We start from the raw sequence: 23142 nt of genomic DNA, 5'->3' as shown, positions 1-23142 counted from the left end.
AGTCGCTTAGATAGGCCGGCTGCCGTACTTGTTATCAGGCTTCTTGGGAGGATCGGCGACCACGTTGGCCTCCACTTCCTGCACCTTGCCGCCCTTGGCCAAAAACTCTTCCATGGCCCGCGCGAGTGCATCGCGTTCCTTGTTCTTGGCTTCAACGCTCGGCAGTTCGTCGACCGATACCGCTGCCTTGGCTTTGCCCTTGGCGGTCGGAACGGGCGCTTCACCGCCATCGTCTTCAGCGACGTCTTCGGCCGCTGCTTCCAGACCTTCTTCGGTTTCGTCGTCGTCGCCTACTTCGAGGTCGTCGTTTTCCAGATCATCGTCGCTCATGTTCTACCTCATGACTTGCGAAAAGCAGATTAGTTATAGCCCAGCTTCACCGTCTGTCGACAGTCGCCGGAAAAAATTCAATAACCGCTGGTGACCAGCGGTTCATGCCTCTTCACCGTGTACGGTGGCGAGGACTTTACGGGCACCGCCAAAATCACGGTGCTCGCCCAGATAAACACCTTGCCAGGTCCCCAGCGCCAGTCGGCCTGCCGAGATCGGCAAACTGAGCTGACAGCCAAGCACGCTGGCCTTGAAGTGCGCCGGGAGGTCGTCCAGGCCTTCGTCGTTATGCTCATAGCCGTCTGTTCCTTGTGGGACCAGACGATTGAAAAACCGTTCGAAGTCACGACGTACCGCCGGATCGGCGTTCTCGTTGATGGTCAACGACGCCGAGGTATGCTGCAGCCACAGATGCAACAGACCAACCCGACACGCCTTGAGTTCAGGCAGGCCGGCGAGTAACTCGTCCGTTACCAGATGAAAGCCCCGGGGCCTTGCCCGCAGGGTAATCAGAGTCTGTTGCCACATACAGTTCTCCGCACGTTCGGGGCGCATTCTAGCGCGCTCTGGGAAAAAACAAAGGCCCTAATATTCCTTCAATCAAGTAAGCCATCGGCCGCAGAAAAACGCCCGTCGTAAACGCCCCTGAACGTGTACGAAAAAACCTTTCAGCAGTTCCTTCACTGACAAACGCCAGACAAAAAAATGCCCGGCAAGCCGGGCAAATTTTTGTGCGCGTCTTACACGTTGTAGCCGCGTTCGTTATGAAGTGCCAGGTCGATGCCGACCGCCTCTTCTTCTTCCGAGATCCGCAGGCCCATGACGGCGTCCAGGACCTTGAGAATGACGTAGGTGGCGATCGCGGTGTAGATCACCGTGAAGCCCACGCCTTTGCACTGGATCCAGACCTGTGCGGCAATGTCGGTGACGGTGCCGAAACCACCCATGGACGGTGCAGCGAACACACCCGTCAGGATCGCGCCGAGGATACCGCCGATACCGTGCACGCCGAAAGCGTCCAGGGAATCGTCATAACCGAGTTTGCGTTTGAGGGTCGTGGCGCAGAAGAAGCACACCACGCCGGCTGCCAGGCCAATGACCAGCGCGCCCATCGGGCCCACGGTGCCAGCCGCTGGCGTGACGGCTACCAGACCGGCAACAACACCTGAGGCGATGCCCAGTGCACTTGGTTTGCCATGAGTGACCCACTCGGCGAGCATCCAGCCCAGTGCAGCAGCGGCTGTTGCGATCTGGGTCACCAGCATTGCCATACCGGCCGTGCCGTTGGCCGCCGCAGCGGAACCGGCGTTGAAGCCGAACCAGCCGACCCACAACATCGCGGCGCCCATCAGGGTGTAACCGAGGTTGTGCGGAGCCATCGGGGTGGTCGGGAAGCCTTTGCGCTTGCCCAGTACCAGGCAGGCAATCAGGCCGGCCACACCGGCGTTGATGTGCACCACGGTGCCGCCGGCGAAGTCGAGCACGCCCCAGTCCCACATCAGGCCGCCGTTACCGGACCAGACCATGTGCGCAATCGGTGCGTAAACCAGAGTGAACCACACGCCCATGAAGACCAGCATGGCAGAGAACTTCATCCGCTCGGCGAAGGCACCGACGATCAGCGCTGGGGTGATGATGGCGAAGGTCATCTGGAAGGTGATGAACACCGCCTCAGGGAACAGCGCCGCAGGACCGGTCAGGCTCGATGGCGTGACACCGGCGAGGAATGCCTTGCCCATGCCGCCGACGAAGGAGTTGAAGTTGACGACGCCCTGCTCCATGCCAGTCGTGTCGAACGCGATGCTGTAGCCATAAATGACCCACAGGACGCTGATCAGACCGGTAATGGCGAAGCACTGCATCATCACGGAAAGAATGTTTTTGGACCGAACCATGCCGCCGTAGAACAGCGCGAGGCCAGGAATGGTCATGAACAGCACGAGGGCTGTCGAGGTCATCATCCAGGCGGTATCGCCGGAGTTCAGGACTGGGGCTGCCACTTCGTCTGCCGCCAAAGCCAGGCCGGGCATTACGAGGGACAACAGGGCTCCTAGCCCTGCGAATTTACGCAGAGTCATATTGTTTTCTCCTGGGGCGTTGGGTTTGTGGCGGCTTAGATTGCGTCGGTATCGGTTTCGCCGGTACGGATGCGAATCGCCTGTTCCAGATTGACCACGAAGATCTTGCCGTCACCGATCTTGCCGGTGTTGGCCGCCTTGGTTATCGCCTCGATAACCCGATCCAGATCCTTGTCGTCAATGGCGACATCGATCTTCACCTTTGGCAGAAAATCGACCACGTATTCCGCGCCGCGATACAGCTCGGTGTGACCCTTCTGCCGACCGAAGCCTTTGACTTCAGTAACGGTAATGCCCTGCACGCCGATCTCGGACAACGACTCGCGCACGTCGTCCAGTTTGAACGGCTTGATGATGGCAGTGACTAGCTTCATGAAAACTCTCTCCCGAATTGGTGGACTTGCCCCAGGAAAACAAACCCGTCTCAAGTCTAAGCGCAGTGCCTGGCTTTGTAACGCATCGTCGGCCTTGAATGCCCGTCCGATTCCAGCTAACCACTCCGTACGAAACACTTCCCCCCCGTTTCGCCTGGCGCACTGCATTCGACACAGCGACTGCATCAGTGCATGGGTTGATTGTCACTAAGCAGAAAGCTTGCCATCTCGACAAAACCTACTGAATTCAACCCCTTGGCCAATACCGCAGTCCGCCACCCTGATTTACCCGAGAACTAACGCACAACAACAGTGCGCCGCCGTCCGTCCGCATGCGCGAAAAACGTGCGCCACCTGGCTACCGGAATTGACTATAGACACTGCGTGATACACTGCCCGCCAATGTTTCCAGGACCTTTCCCATGCTCGCGCCCAAAGACTTCCTAGACGCCCTGACGGGCACCGCCTCCCGCCTCTTCAGCGGCGATACCCCGCTGCCGAAAAGCGAAATCGAAAGCCAGTTCAAGGCATTGCTGCAGAGCGGCTTCAGCAAGCTCGACCTGGTGAGCCGGGAAGAGTTTGATAGCCAGATGGTTGTGCTGGCTCGCACCCGCGCACGGTTGGAGAGTCTTGAGGCGAAGGTGGCGGAGCTGGAAGCGAAGCTGAATCCGCCTGCCGAGTAACACCGCGATTCCACAGTGAAGTCCAATCCACTGTGGGAACCCAATCTACTGTGGGAGCGAGCCTGCTCGCGATAAGGTCGGAACGACCTTCAGATTTACCTGTAGGAGTTGCCGAGGGCTGCGAGCTTTTGATCTTCAGCCCGCAACAGTCCCGGCAACGTCCTACAAGAAAACCACCGCCGTCCGATTGCGCCGCAATGCCTCCGGTTTCTATGCTCACCCAGCTGAATAATCAGCTCTGGGTTTGGCGACCCGGAAGACCCCGACGCAACGCGACCACATTCGACCGAGGATTTTATTCCCACCTCGAATTATGGCGGCTGTGCGTGGGAGACCTTCGGGTCTGCCGGTTCTCGGGTGTCACCGGTTCGCCAACCCGCGCATGGCTGCCACCCTTTTCGTTTGGCGACGATCAGAGGCAGTTTTCTTCATTTGATCCCGAGAACTGCTTGATGGACGAAAACTATCTGATTCCTCACATCTTCACCCGCCACAAACTCCACCTCCACGCCCTCCTCCTCGAAAACCAGCCCTGGTTCAGTGCCCGCGACCTCGGCCGACTGCTTCGCCTTTACCTGGACGAACGCGCCGTCCGAAAACTCGACCCCGATCAACATCAAGTCGCGCGAGTCGTCATCCACGGCACCATCGAAAACACCCTGCTAATCAGCGAATCCGGCGTCTACGCCCTGCTGGTCTACCACTACTGCCCCGAATACCGAACCCTGCGCGAATGGCTGACCCACGACGTGGTCCCCACCCTCAGGGATGCACAGCAACCGACCACAAACGAACGCCCGATCCTGAGCCTTTTGAACTGGCCTGAGATGTCATTGAGTTTGCTGCACTGGAATAACCAGCCGTGGGTTCGGTTGCAGGATATTCCGCAGATGCTGCCTGGCCTGGAACGACCAAAACGTGCGGTTAACGAGTCGTGGTGGAAGCGTGCTTCGCGAGTACTCCAATCGTATTGAGCACCCGACGTTCAACCACGACCGGCTTCGGCGATCCGCGCATCGTAGGTCGATTGCAGACTTAGCCAGAAGTCGGGGGTGGTGTTCAGAAGGATAGAAAGTTTGTTGGCTAGATCAGGGCTGACACCTACGTTCTGCGCCATCAGCTCACGCACCTCAACCTCGGACATACACAACCGGACCTGAAGATCAGCCACCGCAGTACCTAACGGTTCAAGAAACTCCTTTTCAAGGATTTCGCCGGGATGAATCGGCCGCATACCATTAGCGTTCATTTCTCCTCCAGAGCACTTAATTTGCGGTGAGCATAAGCAGCTCCTTTTCACACACAAGAGCGCCAGCGCTCTTTCGCCGAGGTCCTTCAACGATCTCGGCACGGTCTTACAAAAATCTGCTTCAGCAGCGGGTTGCACCCAATACCTGCCCCGACGCAACATTGGTAGCAGCTGGCGCAGCCTGCGTTCGGCTGCGCAGCAGTCGTAAACTCGAAACACACGGTGGATCAGACAGACTTTGCCCGTTGAATGCACGCCTGCTGCGCAGCCGAACGCAGGCTGCGCCAGCTGCTACAGATCGTGCGCCCCAGCAACATCCTGCGAATATTTCCCTCTTCTTCAGCCACGCTCAATCAAGACGCCCCGTCTACCCTTACAAAAACCGCAGGAAGCGGCCCCCGTAAAGCTCAAGGAACGACCATGTCCCTCTCCATCGTCCACAGCCGCGCCCAGATTGGCGTGGATGCGCCCGCCGTCACCGTCGAAGTCCACCTGGCCAACGGTTTGCCATCGCTGACAATGGTCGGTTTGCCCGAAGCGGCGGTGAAGGAAAGCAAGGACCGGGTTCGAAGCGCGATCATCAACTCCGGCCTGCAATTCCCTGCGCGGCGTATCACGCTGAATCTAGCCCCGGCGGATTTACCAAAAGACGGCGGACGATTTGATCTGGCGATTGCCTTGGGGATTCTGTCAGCCAGTGTGCAGGTGCCGTCGTTGACGCTGGATGATGTGGAATGCCTGGGGGAGCTGGCGCTGTCGGGTGCCGTGCGGGCGGTGCGCGGGGTGTTGCCAGCGGCGCTGGCCGCGCGAAAGGCCGGACGGTCGCTAATGGTGCCGCGGGCCAATGCTGAAGAAGCATGCCTTGCCTCAGGGCTTAAGGTGATCGCGGTGGATCATTTGCTGGAAGCGGTCGCGCACTTTAATGGGCACACACCGGTCGAGCCTTACGTTTCCAACGGTTTGCTTTACGCCAGCAAACCCTATCCTGACTTGAATGAAGTGCAGGGCCAACTCTCGGCCAAGCGCGCTTTGCTGATTGCGGCGGCGGGGGCCCATAACCTTCTGTTCAGCGGACCACCGGGGACGGGGAAAACGCTGTTGGCGAGTCGTTTACCGGGGCTGCTTCCTCCTTTGGCCGAAAATGAAGCACTGGAAGTCGCAGCCATTCAATCCGTTACCAGCTGCGTCCCCTTGAGCCACTGGCCACAACGCCCGTTCCGCCAACCCCACCACTCCGCTTCCGGACCGGCACTGGTGGGCGGCGGCTCGAAACCGCAACCCGGCGAAATAACCCTCGCCCATCATGGCGTTTTATTCCTCGATGAACTCCCGGAATTTGATCGCAAGGTGTTGGAGGTTTTGAGGGAGCCGCTGGAATCCGGCCACATCGTGATTTCCCGCGCCAAAGATCGAGTGAGGTTTCCGGCCCGCTTTCAATTAGTAGCCGCAATGAACCCGTGCCCCTGTGGATATCTTGGCGAACCCAGCGGCAAATGCAGTTGCACTCCGGACATGGTCCAGCGTTACCGCAACAAACTGTCGGGGCCGTTGCTGGACCGAATCGACCTGCACCTGACCGTCGCCCGGGAAGCCACGGCGTTGAACCCCGCGCTGAAACCCGGTGAAGACACCGCCACCGCCGCAGTACTGGTTGCCGACGCACGCGAGCGACAACAAAAACGCCAAGGCTGCGCGAACGCCTTCCTTGATCTGCCGGGCCTGCGCGAACACTGCAAGTTATCCACAATCGACGAAACCTGGCTGGAAACGGCGTGTGAGCGATTGACCTTATCGCTGCGAGCGGCCCATCGACTGCTCAAAGTGGCGCGCACCTTGGCGGACCTGGAACAAGTCGACGGTATTACTCGCGAGCACTTGGCCGAAGCGCTTCAATACCGGCCAACCTCAAACTAGCAAAGATTATTCTTTGCTGAGGTCCACCAACGGCGCCTCCCTCACCTCAGTCTCCCGCCCACCCTGTATATCGCTCACCGTCTTCAACGCCTTATCCACAGCCCCCTTATCCGCCAACAAGCTATACCTGATCTGAAACTGCCTCTGCTCTTTAGCCCCAATCATCGGCACCAAACCGATCGGCCGCTGATACCGACGGTTGTAAGAAAAACTCGTCCCCGGCTCCAGCCCGGTCACATACCCCTGCCCTTGTGTATCAGTGTTCTTCCACAACGAAAAAACCGGCAACTGCTGAGTATTAAACCCAACCGACACCCCAAGGCTGCCTGCCTTGTTATGCAGCACGGTCAACGTGTCACCTTTGGCATCGCCATAAGGCACAACGTTGTAAACCGTTTCGTCATAGTCCTTGGTCGGCGCGCGATAGGTTTGCCAATCCGCCAGATCCCCTTTGGCCTTGTCGTTGAACGGCGACACCTGCTTCACCGGCGCAGCAAATCGGGCGCCCTGCTCAAGGAACGGCGTACTGAAGTTACTGTGGTAAAGCGCTTGGTATTCCTTCGGATAATCACCGTTGTTGGTCAGGGTGTCATTGAGGGTAAACGCTACGCTACCGGGCTCGGTGACCAGTTCGGTCATCACCGAGAAATCGACTTTCTTGAACGCCTGCTCTTTGAGTTCGCCGCGCAGGCTGATCGCGTAAGGCGGTTTTTCATCGATATGCAGGGTAACTTTGCTGGCCGGGATGTTGGCGGCGCGGCCATGCAGGGTCAGCAGTTCGCCGTTGTCCATGCCAGGATGACCGACCCATTCGTAGCCGCAGCGAGTGACGAGCTCGTTGAAGCCTTCCAGCCAGCCCAGGCCGCCACGACCGTTGAGCTCGATGAAGGACGGATTGACCACGTCCTTGACCGGCGAATCCCAGCCCATGCGCACATGACCGACCGACGCCTGCAGGACGTTCATACCACGAGTCGGCACTACCGAGAGTTTCATCGTGCCGTTATCGATGTCGACGATGCTGACGCCCTCTTGCCGACCGCCGTGCAAGGTACGAAGGCTCACTGAGAAGGGTTGGTCAGTCTTCACACCCAGTTGCTGGCTAGTGATCTGCCAGTTTTGTGCGGCTTTGTCGCTGTCGAGCAGGACGTAATCCCAGGCCATGGCGTGGGAGGCGGACAACGCGCCAAGGGCGACGACGAGTTTGAGTGGGGTCATGGGGAAAGCCTTTCTTGGAGTTGTGCATTTTTATAGCGCTGATGAAACGATTCAGCAAGCTTAAAAAACGTACTCCCGAGCGAACCCAACCCAATTAAATTTGACCTCATGCAACCTCCGCACGCTTACGTTAGTCTCATGAGGTTTAAACCTCCGGCAGATTGACGGCGATATCATGATGACATTAAGGTCGCCCGCTAACTGCAGGAGCAGGTACAGACAGTTTTGTCTGTCATTTTTGCGCAACGGATCGTATGGAGTTTGAATGCGCGGGGCACTATTACGCAGCGGTAAGAGCGGGTCATTCACTGCCCTCGGCGAAACAGGTCAACCGGTCTACCGGGCAGCCCTTCAATTGCGCGAAGCCATTCGCCGCAAGAACCCCGATTTGGTCGATCATCTGGCCATCCCTCAAAGCGATGAACTCGGCAACCAGATCGATTGGTACAGCGCCCTCGACGGCGATGTGATCCCGTGGAGCAGCGCGACCGAAGAAGAACGCGCCCCTGCCCGCCGCCAACTTGAAGCCCTCAAGACCGCGCTGGAGGAATTGAGCCAGCGTTTCCTGAGCACTGAATCCGGCGAACAGCAGCAAGGCGACAAAGCCGTGTTCGGCAAGTTGCTCAAGCGCGTGATTCATATCCCTGACGAAAACTTCGTTTACCTGGTGCAAGGCAAACCGGTGCTGACCTTTTGGGGTTTCGAGCACGCCGGTACCGACCTCAATCGCGATCCCCTGCACTGCCTCTATCAGACGCCGGCCCCCGTGGTCGAAGCGCCTGTTGTTGCGCCCGTCGCACCGGTGGTTGCCCGTCCGTGGTGGCGGCGCTGGTGGTGGCTGTTGCTGCTGCCGCTCCTGCTGTTGCTTTTGTGGCTATTGCTCGGCCTGCGCGGTTGCGTCCCGCTTCCGTTGGTGGCGGTAGACCTGTTGCCCAAGGGCGTCGTGCCGGTGGAAAAACAGCTGGAAGAGCCACCACTGACTGGCAATGTCAGGACGTTGAATGGCGTGCCGGTGACAGGCACCGTTATCGGCTCCACCACAGGAACCGGCACCGCCGTGACCGGAACACAGGGTTTGGAAACGCCCGGCGTCGAGGGTAACGAGGCTGACGCGGCACCCGCCGACGTGTCCAAGGACCCTTCCACAACCCCTTCCACAGACCCAGCCAAAGACCCGGCTGCCGAATCCCCAACCGCGCCACCCGAAAACAAAACCGCGCCGCCGGATGTCACATCGCCCGAGGCCGAAAAATCCGCCGCCGCAAAAGCCGGCCCTCCCCTGAGCATTCCGCCAGACGCCGCCGACGGTGCCGCCAAGTTTCTCGACGGACAGTACAACGCAGGCGCCGGGATACAGGACCGCCGGACCGGCAAACCGCTGCGTCTGGAGTACCAGCTCAAGGACGGTAAGGGCCAAGTCACCGTACACCAGGCCGACGGTTCGAAATGCAGCGGGCCGGTAAGCGCTACCATGAAGGGTGGGAGCCTGGCCATCGACAGCCAGGGCCAGGCCGTGTGCGGCGATGGCAGCACTTACGAGATGCCCAAGGTCAACTGCCGCCCAGGGGCGACCACGGTCGCGGACTGCACCGGCGGTTACGGAACAGAACAATTCCCCATGTCCATGCGGCAAGCGGCCGAAAAAACGGAATAACCCGACATGTTGCCTGAAGTCACTCAATTCGAAGACACCGTCACGCTGGTCAGCGACACCGGCATCCAGTTCATGGATTTCGCGCTGCGCCTGGATCCCCGCAAGGAACCGGCGGGCGAGTTTGCACCGATGATCAGTGGGCTGATCTGCCGCCTGGCGTACAACCAAGAGAAAGACTTCTTTTTCTACGAGCCCGAACCGGAAAAGGTCGAAAAAGCCAAACCTGCGTTCAGCGTCGACATGAAAAGCAGTCTCGATTTGCTCGACGGCATCTGGCTGCCGACCCCGTTTTTCCGCTTCATGCCGCCCCATCGCTTCGATGAGGGCCCTACGAACTGGTCGCGCATGCGTCTGGTGAAACTGGCGACACCCGACATCGACGGTAACACCCACCGCCTGACGATGGCGTTCGACAGCCGTGTGATGCCCAAGCGTGACGGCACGGCTTACCTGGCGCCAAACGAAGAAGACATCAGTTCCGGCGTGTCTTTCAAACTGGCGACCAAGGCCAGCGAAACCCGCTGGTTCCTGGCGCAGCCGTGGGTCAACGAGTGGCTGCTGGAAGTGTTCAACGAGGGCAATGCCCACCGTTCGCGCGCAGAGCTGGACACCGATATCCGCGCCAGCTATCACCTGGCGCACTACCTCAACTTGCTCAGCCTGCTGAGTACGCCGTCAGCCGCCCAGCAGTCGACGGCCCGGGCGAAAGTTGAAATCCCCGAACTCAAAGTGGTCGCCAACGACAGCAATGGCCTGGTCAAACCGATTCCGGTGGACCTGGTGCTGGACGTCGGCAACTCGCGCACCTGCGGCATCCTGATCGAAAACCACGGCCAAGCCGGCTCCGGGCTGAAGCAGAACTACGTGCTGGAACTGCGCGACCTGATCACCCCCGAACACACCTACAACCTGCCGTTCGAAAGCCGCGTGGAGTTCGCCCAGGCGTACTTCGGCAAGGACCACTGCTCGGTCAAGAGCGGCCGGCACGATGCGTTCCAATGGGCGACGATTGCCCGTGTCGGCAATGAGGCCAGCCGTCTGGCCAGCCGTCGTCGCGGCACCGAAGGTTCCACTGGCCTGTCCAGCCCGAAACGCTATCTGTGGGACGAAAACGCCTATGGCCACGGCTGGCGCTTCAACTGCTCGTACATCAAGACCGACAACGAGCCGTACGCCACCGCCGCGCCGTTCTCGCACCTGATCAACGAAACCGGCGAGGCGCTGTACAGCCTCGAAGAAGACGATCGTCTGCCAGTGTTCATGCCGCGTTATTCACGCAGCTCGCTGATGACCTTCATGCTCGCCGAAGTACTGGCCCAGGCGCTGTCGCAAATCAACAGCCCGGCCCAGCGCTCGCGCCAGGGTCATACCCGCGTGCCGCGCCAGCTCAACAGCATCACCCTGACCGTGCCGCCGGGCATGCCGCAGGCCGAGCGCAGCATCCTCAACGAACGCATGCTGCAAGCCATCGGCCTGGTGTGGAAAAGCCTCGGCTGGCATGCCGGCGAGGAAGATCCACATCAGGATCAGGCCGTCAGCCCGCGCACGCCGATTCCGAGTATCCGCGTGGAATGGGACGAAGCGTCCTGCGGCCAGTTGGTGTACCTGTACACCGAGGTCAACGAGAATTTCGCCGGTCACCCGGAAGAGTTTTTCGACACCATCGCCCGGCCGGACAAGACCGACCGCCAACGCATCACCCTCGCGACCATCGACATCGGCGGCGGCACCACCGACCTGGTGATCACCGACTATCGCCTCGACCGCGCGGGCAATACCGGCAGCGGCAGCAACGTGCACATCGTGCCCGAGCAGCGCTTTCGCGATGGTTTCAAAGTGGCCGGCGACGACATCCTGCTGGACGTGATTCAGGACTTCATCCTGCCGAGTTTCGAAAAAGCCTTGCAGAACGCCGGTGTCAGAGCTGCGGATTCGCTGATGTCACGGCTGTGTGGCGATGAATCGGTCAGCGCCCAGGACATGATCCTGCGCCAGCAATTGAACCTGCAGGTGTTCGCACCGCTGGGCCTGGCGCTGCTCAAGGCGTACGAGCATTACGATCCGCAGGTCCCGCAAGAAGTCACACCGCAAAGTTATCGACAACTACTCGGTGACAACGCGATCAGCAAAACCGTGCTCGACTACGTCAACGCCGCCGTGCGCCGCGATGTCGGCGGTCAGAGTGCTTTCGACCTGTATGCCGCGCCGATCAGCTTCGACCTGCAAAAGCTCCACGCCGCGTTCCTCAACGATCAGATCAACATCACCAAGATCCTGGGTGCGCTGTGTGAAGTGGTCGCGCATTACCCGTGTGATGTCTTGTTGCTGACCGGCCGTCCTTCGCGCCTGCCCGGCATCCAGGCGTTCATTCGCAAGGTATTGCCGCTGCCACCGGGGCGCATTCTGGCGCTGCAAAACTACCGCACCGGAGGCTGGTACCCGTTCCACAAGAACGGCCGGATCGACGACCCGAAAAGCACCGCCTCGGTCGGCGCCATGCTCTGCCTGTTGTGCGCCAACCACAGCGTGCCGAACTTCTACTTCCGTGCGTCGGCGCTCAAGCCGTATTCGACGGTCAAGCACATCGGCGTCATCGACCTGAACAACGTGATCAAGGATGCGGACGTGCTGTACCGCGACATCCAGTCCGAGGACTACAAAATCAAGCTGCCGGAAATCGGCGTTGGCGATGCCGCCGACACGCCGCAACTGGAAATGCGCGGCGATCTGCGCCTCGGTTTCCGCCAGTTGGCCACCGACCGCTGGGCCGCCTCGCCGTTGTACACCTTGCGGTTCACCAAGGCCGGTCGGGAGAAGTTTTCCCGGGCAATCGGTGAAAACGGCAGCGCGCCGCTGCTCAAGGTGCGGTTCGAGGTCAAGCCGGCGGACAAATACACGCGCAAGCAGGATCTGGTGAGCGACCGCCTATCGGTTCGCGACATCGAATCCAACAGCAACAACGTCAACTTCAACCCGCGCAGCGACCTCGAGCTGGAACTCAACACCATGCTCGACGCCGGCCTGAGCGAGACCAAGTACTGGCTCGACAGTGGAAGTGTGAAACGCAAATGAAAGACCTGACCCCCGATCAAACTCAGCTCTCTGCCAGTTGGGCCGCTGTTTATGAAGGCGCCGGTCAGGCGCTGGACTGGATTGACCAGACGCGCGGCAATGCGCCGCGCCTGGACAGCGAAGCCGACAACCTCAACATCCGCCTGCACCGCGCCCGCAATCTGGCTCAGAGCCTCGGTCGCGTGGCCTGCACGCCGATGACCATTGGCTTTTTCGGCTTGTCCCAGGCCGGCAAGTCCTACCTGATTTCGGCCCTCGCCGCCGGTCAGAACGGCAAACTGGAAACCGAGTTCGGCGACCATCGCCTCGACTTCATCAAGCACATCAACCCGGTGGGTGGTGGCAAGGAAGCCACCGGCCTGGTGACGCGTTTCAGCCGTCGGGCGACGGAAAGTCAGGACAAGGACTTCCCGGTAGAACTCACGCTGTTCAAGGAAATCGAGCTGGCAAAGATTCTCGCCAACGCCTGGTTCAAGGATTTTGACCTTGAGCGGATTTCCTACGAGATCGACGAAGAGCGCATCCAGCGCGCACTCAAACCGTTCGAAGGCCGCGAAAGCGGCCCGCTGCAAGCGGGCGTCAACGCCGACGATCTGGTGTCGCTGTGGGATTACCTGCGCGACAACTTCCGCAACTCGGTGAAGAAGCTTGAGCACCTGTACTGGCCCAAAGCGTTGCAACTGGCGCCACGCCTGAATTTCCAGGAACGGGCCGAGCTGTTTTCGATCCTCTGGGGTGAGCAACGCGAGTTGACCCGCGTGTACCAGCAACTGGCCGGCGCGCTGCACAAGCTGGGCCTGCCCGAGACCGTGTTCGCGCCGTTGAAGGCCTTGGTGAGTTTCGAAGACGACAGCTACAGCCAGCGCGACAGCATCATGAACGTCGACATCCTCGAACGCTTCGGCAGCCCGTTGGACTTGCCGATCGAAGTTCGACCGCTGGTGGGCGATCGCCTGCAAAACAGTCAGGCGATTGCAGTCGCGCAACTGGCGGCACTGACCGCCGAAATGACCTTCCGCCTGATCGAAGCGCCGGTGGATGACATCGTCAATCAGGTCGACTTGCTGGACTTCCCCGGTTATCGCGGACGCCAGAAACTGCACGAGATCGCCGATTCCACCGACCCGCAATCCACCGCCAAGGACAACTCCGTTTCCCAGCTGATCCTGCGCGGCAAGGTCGCCTATCTGTTCGAACGCTATACCGACAACCAGGAAATGAACGCGCTTGTAGTCTGCACAGGCACGACCAAGCAGAGCGATGTCAACGACGTGGGCCCGGTGCTGACCCGCTGGATCGAAAAAACCCAGGGCGCCGACTCGGCCGCTCGCAGCAAGCGCGATACCGGCCTGATCTGGGCGCTGACCATGCTCGACCTGCGCATTACCAACTCCCTGAGCCTGACACCCGATCAGTACGACGAGAGCTGGAACGGCATGGTCAAGCTGACCATGCTGGAGCGCTTCGGCAGCCTGAGCTGGATGAATGATTGGGCCGGCACGCCATTCCAGAACACCTATCTGGTGCGCAAACCGCGTATGGACGCGGCGTTCATCGGGCAAGACGCGACCGGTGCGGAAACCGGCCTCAACGCCATCTATCAAGACCGTGTCGACGCACTGGGTTCCAGCTTTGCCAGCAACGCCCTGGTGTGCAAACACATCAAGAACCCGGCCAACGCCTGGGCAGAAATGCTGCGCAACGATGACGGTGGCATCAGCCACTTCAGCGGAAGTTTCAAAGGTGTGGCCAATATCGAATTCAAATTGCAGCGCATCCGCGAGCAATTGAGCGAATGCCTCGAAGGCCTGACCACTCACGGCCTCAGCACCTGGTACCACGCTGACGACGACAGCGCCGCAGCCGCCAAAAAAGCCAAGGCGCAAATGATTCTGACAGGCCTGGGGCGTCGTCCGGCGGTGCTCGGTGAGTTGATCGATCAACTCGACATTCCGAGCGAAGAGGTGCGCGACCTGTACCTCAGCGGCGTGTACGAAACCGATGACGGGCCGGCCGCGAAAGACGAGCCGATCGCCCCGACACCGAGCCAGAGCCTGTATGGCAACGACGCCGGTTTCGATTTCGATTTCAGTGACGACCTCAGCCACGAAGCACCGGTCAGCAGCAAAACCGGCGCCCCGGCGCCCGAGTTGCAAAGCAACGAGCACCGCTTTGCCAAAGCGGCCTTCAAGGCCTGGATCGCACATCTGCGTGAACTGACCACCCGGCAGAGCCTGCTCAACCTGCTGGGGCTGGAAAAGGCCTTGCTGGAAGCGGTGGTCGATGAGCTGATCACCGCCGGTTATCGCCAAGACTTGCCGGGGCAACTGAGCCGCGCCGTCCTCAAACGAGCACAAAGCGGCGCACGGCGCGACCAATTGGTCGAGCGCCAGGTACTGGAAGTGCAACGGGTGCTGCGCGATTTCGTGTCCTGGTTCGGCTACCTCCAGAAACCGGTGAGCGAGCGTCCGAACAGCCGCGCCGGTACCAAGGAGCCATTGTTTTCGTTCTACACCGACATTGGCCCGGGACAAGTCCCGGTGCTGCCAGCGCAACCGGCGAATCAGGCACAGCGGTATCTGGGCGACTGGCTCTCGGGCCTGGCCTACATCACGCAGGACAATGCCGGCCATGGTGCCGGACGTGAAATCACCCCTGAACAGAACGAACGGCTGGGCCAAGTGCTCACAGCCTTCGCAGCGAGATAAGCAATGCCCATTCGTGTCGACCTGCTCGCGTTAGAGCCCAATTTGCCTGGCCAGGCCCGCCTCACTGTGAAAAAATGGCAGGGTTGCGAGGAACAGCTGGAGTTTTCCCTTCAGCGTAACCAGGACGGTTTTTACCTCCAGGACCACAAGGCCTGGAGCAACAATCCATTCTGGTTCAAGGTCTCGCGTTTCAACGTGACGGCCAACGGCGAAGCCCTGGAAACGCAGGTCGGTCCGGAGGTGGTCGACCCGCTGCTGGAAGGCGGTGCCAACGCGCAATTCCAGATCGAACTGCGTGAACAGAACCACGGTCATGCCGACAAAGGCGTGGTTCGCCCTGGCGTTGGCGTGCTGCCGTCCATGGCCGGCGGCCAGACGCGCTCGACCTACGGCGGCACTGAACTGACAGCGCCGAGCGTACCGGCGCCGGACATCCCGGAAATTCCGGACATGCCTGAACTGGTCCTGTCCACCGCCGAGCCAGAACTGGAGTTGGAGTCGGTGCTCACCGAGACCGACTACACGCCGCCTCCCCCGCCAGTGAAGAAAAGCAACAAAGGCCTGATCGGCCTGTTGATTGTGGTGTTGTTGCTGGCAGCGGGCGCCGGATTCTGGTTCTACAAACGCACCCCGGCCCCTGCGGTTGCAGCCACTTCCGCCGCACCCGCGGGCGCCGATGCTCAAGCCTGTACCCTCGACAGCATGAACAGCCTGCCCGAGTTGACCTTCGTCCAGACCTGCATCAAGGCGGCACCCGACAGCGCCAGGTTGCTGGAGATCATCAACCAGGCCAAGGCCAGTAAACACTGTGGCGTCGCCCAACGTCTGTACGCCAACCGTGCCCAGGCCGGTGACGCGCTGATCGCCAACGCCTATGCCCGTGAATACGACCCTAAATACCTGAAGGCCAGCGAGTGCTTCCCGGCCGCGGACAACGCCACCGCCGCCTACTGGTATGAAACCATCCTTCTTCAGGACCCGAACAACGCCGAAGCCAAGCAGCGCTTCGAGGAGTTGCAGAAGTGATGCGTTCCCCCATGAGTCGATTCCTGCTGAGCAGTGCCGCCTTGCTCGCACTGTGCATCAGCCCCCTGTCCCAAGCCGATGACAAACCGCTGATCCAGGCTGGTAAAAAGACCCTGTTCCAACGCGTGCTGACCACGCCGGGCTGCAAAATCAGCCCGACGGCGGGTGGTGCCGAAGGTGACGCACAACCGGTCTTCAGCCGCTTTTATGTGTACGAACGTGCGCAAGCGAAGAACGCCGAGTGGCTAAAAGTCGGCCCCGACAGTTACGGCAAAACCATTGGCTGGCTGCCTGCCAGCTGCACGACCGACTGGAAGATGCAACTGACGCTGGCTTTCACCAACCCGGCCAACCGCGACCGGTTGCTGTTCTTCAAGGACCGCGCCACCGTCGAAGGCATCCTTGATGCGCCGGACCCGGTCAGCAAAGTCGCTCCGCTGCGGGCCACGCTGAAAAAGGGCCAGCAAGCACCGGGCGTACTGGCTGAAGAACCGGAATACTTCGTCGACCTGCAAAAGCAGTTCTACCTGCTGCCGGTGCTCAGTGGCGAAGAAGTCATGACCGAAAGCGGATTCCGCACGCGCCTGCTCAATGTCGCCTCCGTCAGCAAGCCGGATGACAAGAACGCCAAGGCCGGTGCTGGAAGCAGCGCTGCCGGCAGCAAGGAAGCCGAAGAGAAAAAGGCCAACCAGCTGAAGGAATTCAGTGCGGCCGTGGTATTTGTCATCGACTCGACGATTTCGATGGACCCCTACATCGACCGCACTCGCGAGGCGATCCGCAAGGTTTACCAGAAGATCGAAGCGCAGAACCTCGGCAAACAGGTCAAATTCGGCCTGGTGGCTTTCCGCTCCAACACCCAGGCGGTGCCGGGGCTGGAGTACACCACCAAGATGTACGCAGACCCTACCAAGGTGAAAGACAGCGCCGACTTTTTCGCCAAGATCGCCGACCTCAAACAAGCCAGCGTGTCGAGCAGCAGCTTTGATGAAGACTCGTTTGCCGGCGTCATGGAAAGCATCGACAAGGTCGACTGGAACCAGTTCGGCGCACGCTACGTGGTGCTGATCACCGATGCGGGCGCCATCGAAGGTGACGACAAGCTGTCGAAGACCGGTTTGAGCGCCGCACAGGTGCGTATGGAAGCCGCCAACCCGGGTGTGGCGATTTACACCCTGCACCTGAAAACCCCGGCCGGCGCCAAGGACCACGCCAAGGCCGAGGCCCAATACCAGAACCTGTCGACCTACCCGGGCACCAACACCTCGCTGTACTACCCGGTGAACGCTGGCGATGTGCAAGAGTTCGGGCGCAAGGTTGACGCCTTGGCCGGGGCGATCACGACACAAGTGAAAGCCGCCTACATGGGCGAAGACGCCATCGGCAGCGCGGCGAACGCCAAACAGGACCCGGCCGAGAAGAAAATGCTCGACGACGCGGCGCTGATCGGCCACGCCATGCAACTTGCCTATCTCGGCGAGAAGACCAACAGCAAGGCCCCGCCGGTGTTCAAGGCATGGATCACTGACCGCGACCTGATCAAGCAGAACATCCCGACCACCGACGTGCGGGTGCTGCTGACCAAATCCCAGCTCAGCGACTTGAGCGACGTGATGAAGCAGATTCTCGATGCCGCCAACGAAGGCCTGATTTCGCCGACGGAAATGTTCGATCGCCTGCGTTCCGTGGCGGCGACCATGGGCGCCGATCCCAATCAGCTCAAGCAGAACAGCAACGCCAAACTGGCGGACATGGGCGTCCTCGGCGAGTACCTCGAAGACCTGCCTTATCACAGTGAAGTGCTGAACCTGGATGAAGAGACCTGGAAGAGCTGGGACGGCCTGGCGCAAGAAAAATTCATCCGCACGCTGAACACCAAACTGCGGCATTACCAGCGTTACAACGCCGATGTCGACCGTTGGGTAGCGTTGGCCAAAGACAGTGATGCGCGGGATAACGTCTACCCCGTACCACTGGAAATGATGCCTTAACGAGACGCCGATGCTTGATATCAAGAACCTGCTGGTGCGCCGTGGTGAAGGCGCACAGGCTCATCACGTGCGATTGCCGCACTTGCAGGTTGGCGCCGGGGAAATCCTCGCCATCACCGGCGAAAGCGGCAGTGGCAAAAGCACGTTGCTCGAAGCCATCGGCCTGTTGCTCGCACCGGTGGAACTCGAGCGCTTTCGCCTGGGCCCAACGTATGCTCAGGATATCGCCCAACTGCTGGCTACTGACGATCAGCCTGCTCTGGCAGCGGTGCGTTCACGGCATCTTGGATTCATTTTGCAGAGCGGCGGCTTGCTGCCATTCCTGAGCGTGCGGGACAACATCAGCCTGCCGCGCCGTTTGCTCGGGATGCCGCCAAAGAGCGAGCACATCGACCACGCCGTTGACGTGTTGCGCCTGCAAGGGTTGCTGGATAAACAACCACAGGCCTTGTCGATCGGCGAACGCCAGCGCGTGGCCTGCGTTCGGGCAATTGCCCATGAACCGCTGCTGCTGTTAGCCGACGAACCGACCGCCGCGCTCGATCCTCACAGTGCCCGGCGTTTGTTCGAGTTGCTCCTGAGCCTGGTGTCGAGCATGGGTTTGAGCGCACTCGTTGTGTCCCATGACTGGGCCTTGCTGAAGGATTTCGGTTTGCCGCGACTCGGCGCTATCAGCCGCCAGGGAGAGACTCTGTTTGAACCGATGGACTGATCGCTTGCACCTGCTGGGATCACTGGCGCTGCAAGACCTCTGGCACGACCGCAAGGTCTCGCTGTGCATCGCCGCGTCCCTGGTGGCGGTGATTGCGCCGTTGTTGTTGCTGTTCGGGCTCAAACACGGGGTGGTCAGCCAGCTGCAGGACGAACTGCTGCGCGACCCGCGCAACCTTGAAGTGAAGATGCTCAGCAACGGCAACTACGACACAGCCTGGATCGAGCGTTTGCGCCAGCGCCCCGAGACCGGTTTTGCCCTCGGCCAAACCCGCTCGCTCAATACCCAGGCTGATCTGCTGATCGGCATGCAACGGTTTGTCGAAGGCGCGGAAATCATCGCCACCGAGCCGGGCGACCCACTACTGAACCTGGCGTCACTCAACCCCGTCGGCAATCAAGTGATCCTCAGCGCCAGCGCAGCACAACGCTTGCAGGCCAAGGCTGGCGACAGCGTGCAACTGCGTGCCATGCGCCGCCTGGACGGTGTCAATGAACGCGGCGAGATGACGCTGACGGTACTGGCCGTGCTCGACGCTGCTCGCTTCGGGCGCGCGGCCGGGTTTGTCGCCCCGCCGCTGCTGCTGGATCTGGAGCGCTTTCGCGACGGCTATCAGGTCAGTGGGTTCGGCGTTGACACCGGCAAGCCTCAGGGTAATCTGCAACCGTTGTATGCCCGCGCCCGCGTCTATGCGCGCGACATTGATCAGGTCGCACCGCTGGAACACTGGCTCAACGAACAACATATCGAAACCTCCAGCCGACTGGCCGACATCGACAACGTCAAAGCCATCAACCATGTGCTGGGGCTGATCTTCGGTGTAATCGCCATGGCGGCGTTGATCGGCTGCGTGGCGTCGATGGTCGGCGCGTTCCTGGCCAACATCGACCGTAAACGCAAAAGCCTGGCGGTCCTGCGCCTGCTGGGTTTCAAACGCCGGGCCGTTGGCGGTTTCGTGGTCCTGCAAGCGCTGGTGCTGAGCCTTGCCGGCTACATTGGTGGGTTGGGGTTTTATGCGGTGGGCAGCCATTTGTTCGACTACCTGCTCGGCAGCAGCCAGACCACCGGCACCTTCGTTTGCCACATCACCGCCTGGCACGGCGTTGCCGCCCTGCTCCTGACCTTCCTGGTCGCTGCATTGGTGGCCGCGATCGGCGCCCTGCGAGCGATCAACATCCAACCTGCGGAGAGTCTGCGTGAGCTATAAACGTTTTGGCTTGCTGTTGCCCCTGAGCCTCGGCTACGTGCTCGACGCCTCGGCGGCGGGCTGGGAAGAGAAGTATTACAACCCGATGCCAGACGCCGCCGACGTGGTGCTGCCGATGCCCTGCGAAGGCTCGATGGTGTTTCGCAAGGTGTTCATTCCGGTCGCCGGTCCGCTGGATGACTACCCGATCAACATCGGTCAGGACGGCGCGGAATACGGCTACGTCGAACAGACCCGTCCAACCTTTATCGCCGGCAGCTTTACCGGGGCCAAGAACGACAAATCCCGCTACTACCTGATGGCCAAGTACGAGATGAGTCAGTTGCAATACGCCGCGCTGACCGAAGCCACCTGCCCCACCGCCGCCACCAAGATGCGCTTGCCGCAAACGGCGGTGAGCTGGGTGCAAGCCATCGACGTCGCCGACAAATACAACCTGTGGCTGCGCAAAAACGCCGCCGGCAAGCTGCCCAAGGAAGACGGCGCGCAAGGCTTCCTGCGCCTGCCGACCGAGGTCGAATGGGAGTTCGCCGCGCGCGGTGGGCTGGAAGTCGGTGCCGCTGAATTCCGCGACACGCACTACCCGATGCCGGAAGGCATCAACGCCTATGAGTGGTTCGCCGGGGCGCAATCGTCCAATGGCAAAGTGCAATTGTCCGGTTTGCAAAAGCCCAATCCGCTGGGCCTGCATGACATGCTCGGGAACGTCGACGAAATGATGTTCGAGCCGTTTCGCCTGAACAAACTCGACCGCCAGCACGGTCAGGCCGGTGGCTACGTCGTCCGTGGCGGCAACTACCTGACCGCGCAGGCCGACCTGCATACGGCATTGCGTAAGGAAGAGCCGTATTACAATGCCGAAGGCCAGGTAAAAAACAAAACCACCGGCCTGCGACTGGTGCTGGTCTCCCCGACCCTTACCTCTCGCGAGCGGGTCGCCAGCATCGAAGACAGCTGGAAGAAACTCGGTACCGGCAGCAAGGAAGCGGAATCCGCCGACAAAGGCACGGTTCAATCCCTGAACAGCCTGGCCTCGGGTGTCGAAGACAAAGCGCTCAAGGATAAGCTCAAGGCCTTGGAAAACCAGCTGCGCGCCAGCAACCAGCAGCAGGAAGAAACCCGCGACCAAGCAATCCGTGCCAGCCTCAACCTCGGTGCATTCCTGTGCACCAAGATGCTCGACGATGGCCAGTACGTGGACTTCCTGCAAAAGAACTACAAGCTCAATTGCGAAGCCGCGGACAAAGACGCCAGTTGCGACATGCGTAAAGGCAAGCTCGAAGAGCAAAAGGATCGCCTGCACAAACTCAGCCGTTACTACGCCAGCAGCCTGGTGGAATCGGCTACCTTGTACGGCCAGCCACTGCTTGAAACGCAAGTCCCGGTGATGGAAGAAATCATCAGCCGCAACAAACAGCTGCAAGATCTGAAACCTTACTTGCGCACCCACTGGGCCAATCAGAAGGCGTTCCTGCAAAAGCAGAAAATCGACACTGAAGCCTGGCTGACCAGCTGCAAAACCGTCACTCAATAACTCACCTTAATAACAACGCGTCAACACCGTTACGTAGGAGTTTCACCATGTCGCGCAGCCTTTGGACTCGCTTCAAGCTACAGATCGCTTTCGTAGTCGCCGGCAGCCTGCTAATGACCGGTTGCGCCAACACCGGCAGCTCCATGCTCGGCGAAGGCGACGGTGCCGACCCGCGCCTGACCCAGGGCAATGACGCAGAGTTCTTCAGCAAATCCGGATACCAGGCCTGCGCCGTCGGCGCCGGTGTCGGCATCCTCGCTTGCGCGCTGTCCAACAGCAACAACAAAACCGTGTGCGTCATCGCCGCCGGTATTACCGCGTGTGGCGTGGCCATGGGCGCGAACTATTACCTGGATCAACGTCGTGCCGAATACGCCGACACCACCACCCGTCTGGCGAAGATGAACAGCGACGTCGAACAAGACACGCAGAAGGTGATCGCCCGTACCGAGACCGCTCAACAAGTGATCAAAGATGACCAGGCGCAAATCGCCCAGATCAAAAAGGACATCGCCAACAAAAAAGTCAACAAGAGCCAGGCACAGGCGCAAATCGCCGGGATCGATTCGGACATCGCGCGCCTGCGTAAAGACCTGGCCAACATGCGTACCAAAGTCACCGAGTACAGCAAAGTGGCAGACGCCGAGCGCTCACAAGGCACCAGCGCCGAGATCAGGCAGGTGGACATGAACATTCAGAGGATGAACCAGAAAGTCGTCAGCCTGCAGAAGGAAGTCGATGCTCTGTACAGCCAACGTTCCGCAATCACACTGGGTTAAGCACATGACGCTACAAAAACTGGTGGTCATCACTGCCGTCCTGACCTTGAGCGGTTGCGCAACCAACCCGGGCGAGTGCGATGCGACCAATCGCGACAGCAGCATGCTGACCAAGATGAACTGCGACTACTCCGGTGGTTACAGCGAACAGGTCAAGCAGAAGGAGCTGGCCCTGAGCGAGTCCCGGCAGCAAAACGCAATGTTCCATCAGGTGTACGAGAACATTCAGGCCCAGCAGCTCAGCACCAAGACCGATCTGGCCAGCCAGCAGAAATCCCAGGCGGCGCTGAATCAGTCGCTGGCGCAACTGCTGACCTCGCTCAAGGCCCGGCGCGGCAATGAAGCCCAGGTGCAGAAGCAGATCGCCGACCTCGAGAAGCAGCTCAAGGCTTCCCAAGCGGCGCCAACGACCAAATCAACGCCCGCGACGCTGGCGGCCAAGCAGCAAGAGCTGAAGGCGTTGCAGAAGAAGGTCAATCAGCTGCAATTCAGCCTCGGCTACGAAGAGTAACTTTTCACCCCGCAGGGCATCCCGACGGATGCCTGCACTTTTTCAGGAATCGTCGTCATGCAGCGGGTCATCAGGGATGCGCAAGCCACATCGGAGGGGGTG

The 23142-nt window shown here is 60.1% G+C and carries 19 protein-coding genes; 13 read left to right on the top strand and 6 right to left on the bottom strand.

Features of this window, described 5'->3' with window-relative positions; genetic code table 11:
* Window positions 1–6: 6 nt before the first annotated feature.
* From sutA to glnK, 4 genes are all read right to left on the bottom strand, one after another.
* The gene (sutA, locus tag PMI22_RS28515; protein WP_007942370.1) at window positions 7–330 is read right to left on the bottom strand and encodes a transcriptional regulator SutA; all 324 of its coding nucleotides are present in this window, start codon (window positions 328–330) and stop codon (window positions 7–9) included.
* A gap of 102 nt (window positions 331–432) precedes the next feature.
* Window positions 433–858 (bottom strand): secondary thiamine-phosphate synthase enzyme YjbQ, encoded by a 426-nt coding sequence (locus tag PMI22_RS28520; protein WP_007942369.1) that lies wholly within the window; start codon window positions 856–858, stop codon window positions 433–435.
* Between the two features lie 212 nt (window positions 859–1070).
* Window positions 1071–2408, bottom strand: a complete 1338-nt coding sequence (locus tag PMI22_RS28525; protein ID WP_007942367.1) for an ammonium transporter — start codon at window positions 2406–2408, stop codon at window positions 1071–1073.
* 35 nt (window positions 2409–2443) lie between these two features.
* Entirely contained in the window at window positions 2444–2782 is a 339-nt protein-coding gene (gene glnK / locus PMI22_RS28530; RefSeq protein WP_002555808.1) for a P-II family nitrogen regulator, read from the bottom strand.
* A gap of 422 nt (window positions 2783–3204) precedes the next feature.
* On the opposite strand from glnK, the gene PMI22_RS28535 reads away from it, so the two are divergent.
* Window positions 3205–3465: an accessory factor UbiK family protein gene (locus tag PMI22_RS28535; RefSeq protein WP_007942366.1), complete on the top strand. Its 261-nt coding sequence runs from the start codon at window positions 3205–3207 to the stop codon at window positions 3463–3465.
* A gap of 452 nt (window positions 3466–3917) precedes the next feature.
* Window positions 3918–4439 carry a BRO-N domain-containing protein gene (locus PMI22_RS28540; protein WP_007942365.1) on the top strand — a complete coding sequence of 174 codons (522 nt, stop codon included), beginning with the start codon at window positions 3918–3920 and terminating at the stop codon, window positions 4437–4439.
* 11 nt (window positions 4440–4450) lie between these two features.
* On the opposite strand, the gene PMI22_RS28545 is transcribed toward PMI22_RS28540, so the two are convergent.
* Complete coding sequence (locus PMI22_RS28545; RefSeq protein ID WP_007942364.1) at window positions 4451–4714, bottom strand: HigA family addiction module antitoxin; 264 nt, start codon at window positions 4712–4714, stop codon at window positions 4451–4453.
* A 420-nt stretch (window positions 4715–5134) separates the two neighbouring features.
* Here PMI22_RS28545 and PMI22_RS28550 point away from each other — a divergent pair, with 420 nt between their 5' ends.
* Window positions 5135–6628: a YifB family Mg chelatase-like AAA ATPase gene (locus PMI22_RS28550; RefSeq protein WP_007942363.1), complete on the top strand. Its 1494-nt coding sequence runs from the start codon at window positions 5135–5137 to the stop codon at window positions 6626–6628.
* A gap of 6 nt (window positions 6629–6634) precedes the next feature.
* On the opposite strand, the gene PMI22_RS28555 is transcribed toward PMI22_RS28550, so the two are convergent.
* Window positions 6635–7846 (bottom strand): aldose 1-epimerase family protein, encoded by a 1212-nt coding sequence (locus PMI22_RS28555; RefSeq protein ID WP_007942362.1) that lies wholly within the window; start codon window positions 7844–7846, stop codon window positions 6635–6637.
* 265 nt (window positions 7847–8111) lie between these two features.
* On the opposite strand from PMI22_RS28555, the gene PMI22_RS28560 reads away from it, so the two are divergent.
* The 10 genes from PMI22_RS28560 to PMI22_RS28605 are packed head-to-tail and all read left to right on the top strand — an operon-like array spanning window position 8112 to window position 23040.
* The gene (locus PMI22_RS28560; protein WP_007942361.1) at window positions 8112–9500 is read left to right on the top strand and encodes an SrfA family protein; all 1389 of its coding nucleotides are present in this window, start codon (window positions 8112–8114) and stop codon (window positions 9498–9500) included.
* A 6-nt stretch (window positions 9501–9506) separates the two neighbouring features.
* The gene (locus tag PMI22_RS28565; protein ID WP_007942360.1) at window positions 9507–12572 is read left to right on the top strand and encodes a virulence factor SrfB; all 3066 of its coding nucleotides are present in this window, start codon (window positions 9507–9509) and stop codon (window positions 12570–12572) included.
* Window positions 12569–15280: a putative virulence factor gene (locus PMI22_RS28570; RefSeq protein ID WP_007942359.1), complete on the top strand. Its 2712-nt coding sequence runs from the start codon at window positions 12569–12571 to the stop codon at window positions 15278–15280. The genes PMI22_RS28565 and PMI22_RS28570 overlap by 4 nt, the downstream gene beginning before the upstream one ends.
* Window positions 15281–15283: 3 nt before the next feature.
* The gene (locus tag PMI22_RS28575; protein ID WP_007942358.1) at window positions 15284–16306 is read left to right on the top strand and encodes a hypothetical protein; all 1023 of its coding nucleotides are present in this window, start codon (window positions 15284–15286) and stop codon (window positions 16304–16306) included.
* A gap of 11 nt (window positions 16307–16317) precedes the next feature.
* Entirely contained in the window at window positions 16318–18297 is a 1980-nt protein-coding gene (locus PMI22_RS28580) for a vWA domain-containing protein (protein WP_033048632.1), read from the top strand.
* Between the two features lie 10 nt (window positions 18298–18307).
* Entirely contained in the window at window positions 18308–19009 is a 702-nt protein-coding gene (locus tag PMI22_RS28585; RefSeq protein ID WP_007942354.1) for an ABC transporter ATP-binding protein, read from the top strand.
* Window positions 18993–20216, top strand: coding sequence for an ABC transporter permease (locus tag PMI22_RS28590; RefSeq protein WP_007942351.1), 1224 nt, complete (start codon window positions 18993–18995; stop codon window positions 20214–20216). Before PMI22_RS28585 ends, PMI22_RS28590 begins: the two co-directional genes overlap by 17 nt.
* Window positions 20206–21750 (top strand): SUMF1/EgtB/PvdO family nonheme iron enzyme, encoded by a 1545-nt coding sequence (locus tag PMI22_RS28595; RefSeq protein WP_007942350.1) that lies wholly within the window; start codon window positions 20206–20208, stop codon window positions 21748–21750. The genes PMI22_RS28590 and PMI22_RS28595 overlap by 11 nt, the downstream gene beginning before the upstream one ends.
* 47 nt (window positions 21751–21797) lie before the next feature.
* Window positions 21798–22529, top strand: a complete 732-nt coding sequence (locus PMI22_RS28600; RefSeq protein ID WP_007942349.1) for a hypothetical protein — start codon at window positions 21798–21800, stop codon at window positions 22527–22529.
* Between the two features lie 4 nt (window positions 22530–22533).
* Window positions 22534–23040 carry a hypothetical protein gene (locus PMI22_RS28605; protein ID WP_033048626.1) on the top strand — a complete coding sequence of 169 codons (507 nt, stop codon included), beginning with the start codon at window positions 22534–22536 and terminating at the stop codon, window positions 23038–23040.
* Window positions 23041–23142 lie beyond the last annotated feature (102 nt).

Origin of the sequence: Pseudomonas sp. GM21 (assembly GCF_000282215.1) — a bacterium.
Taxonomy (GTDB): domain Bacteria; phylum Pseudomonadota; class Gammaproteobacteria; order Pseudomonadales; family Pseudomonadaceae; genus Aquipseudomonas.
Note: the sequence above shows the minus strand (reverse complement) of the source record. Positions and strands in the feature narration are given on the sequence as shown.

Bases quoted from the DNA above. Each gene is read 5' to 3' on its own strand.
- PMI22_RS28575 (WP_007942358.1), top strand. From the start codon at position 15,284: ATGCCCATTCGTGTCGACCTGCTCGCGTTAGAGCCCAATTTGCCTGGC.
- PMI22_RS28570 (WP_007942359.1), top strand. From the start codon at position 12,569: ATGAAAGACCTGACCCCCGATCAAACTCAGCTCTCTGCCAGTTGGGCC.
- sutA (WP_007942370.1), bottom strand. From the start codon at position 330: ATGAGCGACGATGATCTGGAAAACGACGACCTCGAAGTAGGCGACGAC.
- PMI22_RS28560 (WP_007942361.1), top strand. From the start codon at position 8,112: ATGCGCGGGGCACTATTACGCAGCGGTAAGAGCGGGTCATTCACTGCC.
- PMI22_RS28555 (WP_007942362.1), bottom strand. From the start codon at position 7,846: ATGACCCCACTCAAACTCGTCGTCGCCCTTGGCGCGTTGTCCGCCTCC.
- PMI22_RS28580 (WP_033048632.1), top strand. From the start codon at position 16,318: ATGAGTCGATTCCTGCTGAGCAGTGCCGCCTTGCTCGCACTGTGCATC.
- PMI22_RS28565 (WP_007942360.1), top strand. From the start codon at position 9,507: ATGTTGCCTGAAGTCACTCAATTCGAAGACACCGTCACGCTGGTCAGC.
- PMI22_RS28550 (WP_007942363.1), top strand. From the start codon at position 5,135: ATGTCCCTCTCCATCGTCCACAGCCGCGCCCAGATTGGCGTGGATGCG.
- PMI22_RS28535 (WP_007942366.1), top strand. From the start codon at position 3,205: ATGCTCGCGCCCAAAGACTTCCTAGACGCCCTGACGGGCACCGCCTCC.
- PMI22_RS28540 (WP_007942365.1), top strand. From the start codon at position 3,918: ATGGACGAAAACTATCTGATTCCTCACATCTTCACCCGCCACAAACTC.
- PMI22_RS28545 (WP_007942364.1), bottom strand. From the start codon at position 4,714: ATGAACGCTAATGGTATGCGGCCGATTCATCCCGGCGAAATCCTTGAA.
- PMI22_RS28605 (WP_033048626.1), top strand. From the start codon at position 22,534: ATGACGCTACAAAAACTGGTGGTCATCACTGCCGTCCTGACCTTGAGC.
- PMI22_RS28585 (WP_007942354.1), top strand. From the start codon at position 18,308: ATGCTTGATATCAAGAACCTGCTGGTGCGCCGTGGTGAAGGCGCACAG.
- PMI22_RS28600 (WP_007942349.1), top strand. From the start codon at position 21,798: ATGTCGCGCAGCCTTTGGACTCGCTTCAAGCTACAGATCGCTTTCGTA.
- PMI22_RS28525 (WP_007942367.1), bottom strand. From the start codon at position 2,408: ATGACTCTGCGTAAATTCGCAGGGCTAGGAGCCCTGTTGTCCCTCGTA.
- PMI22_RS28520 (WP_007942369.1), bottom strand. From the start codon at position 858: ATGTGGCAACAGACTCTGATTACCCTGCGGGCAAGGCCCCGGGGCTTT.
- glnK (WP_002555808.1), bottom strand. From the start codon at position 2,782: ATGAAGCTAGTCACTGCCATCATCAAGCCGTTCAAACTGGACGACGTG.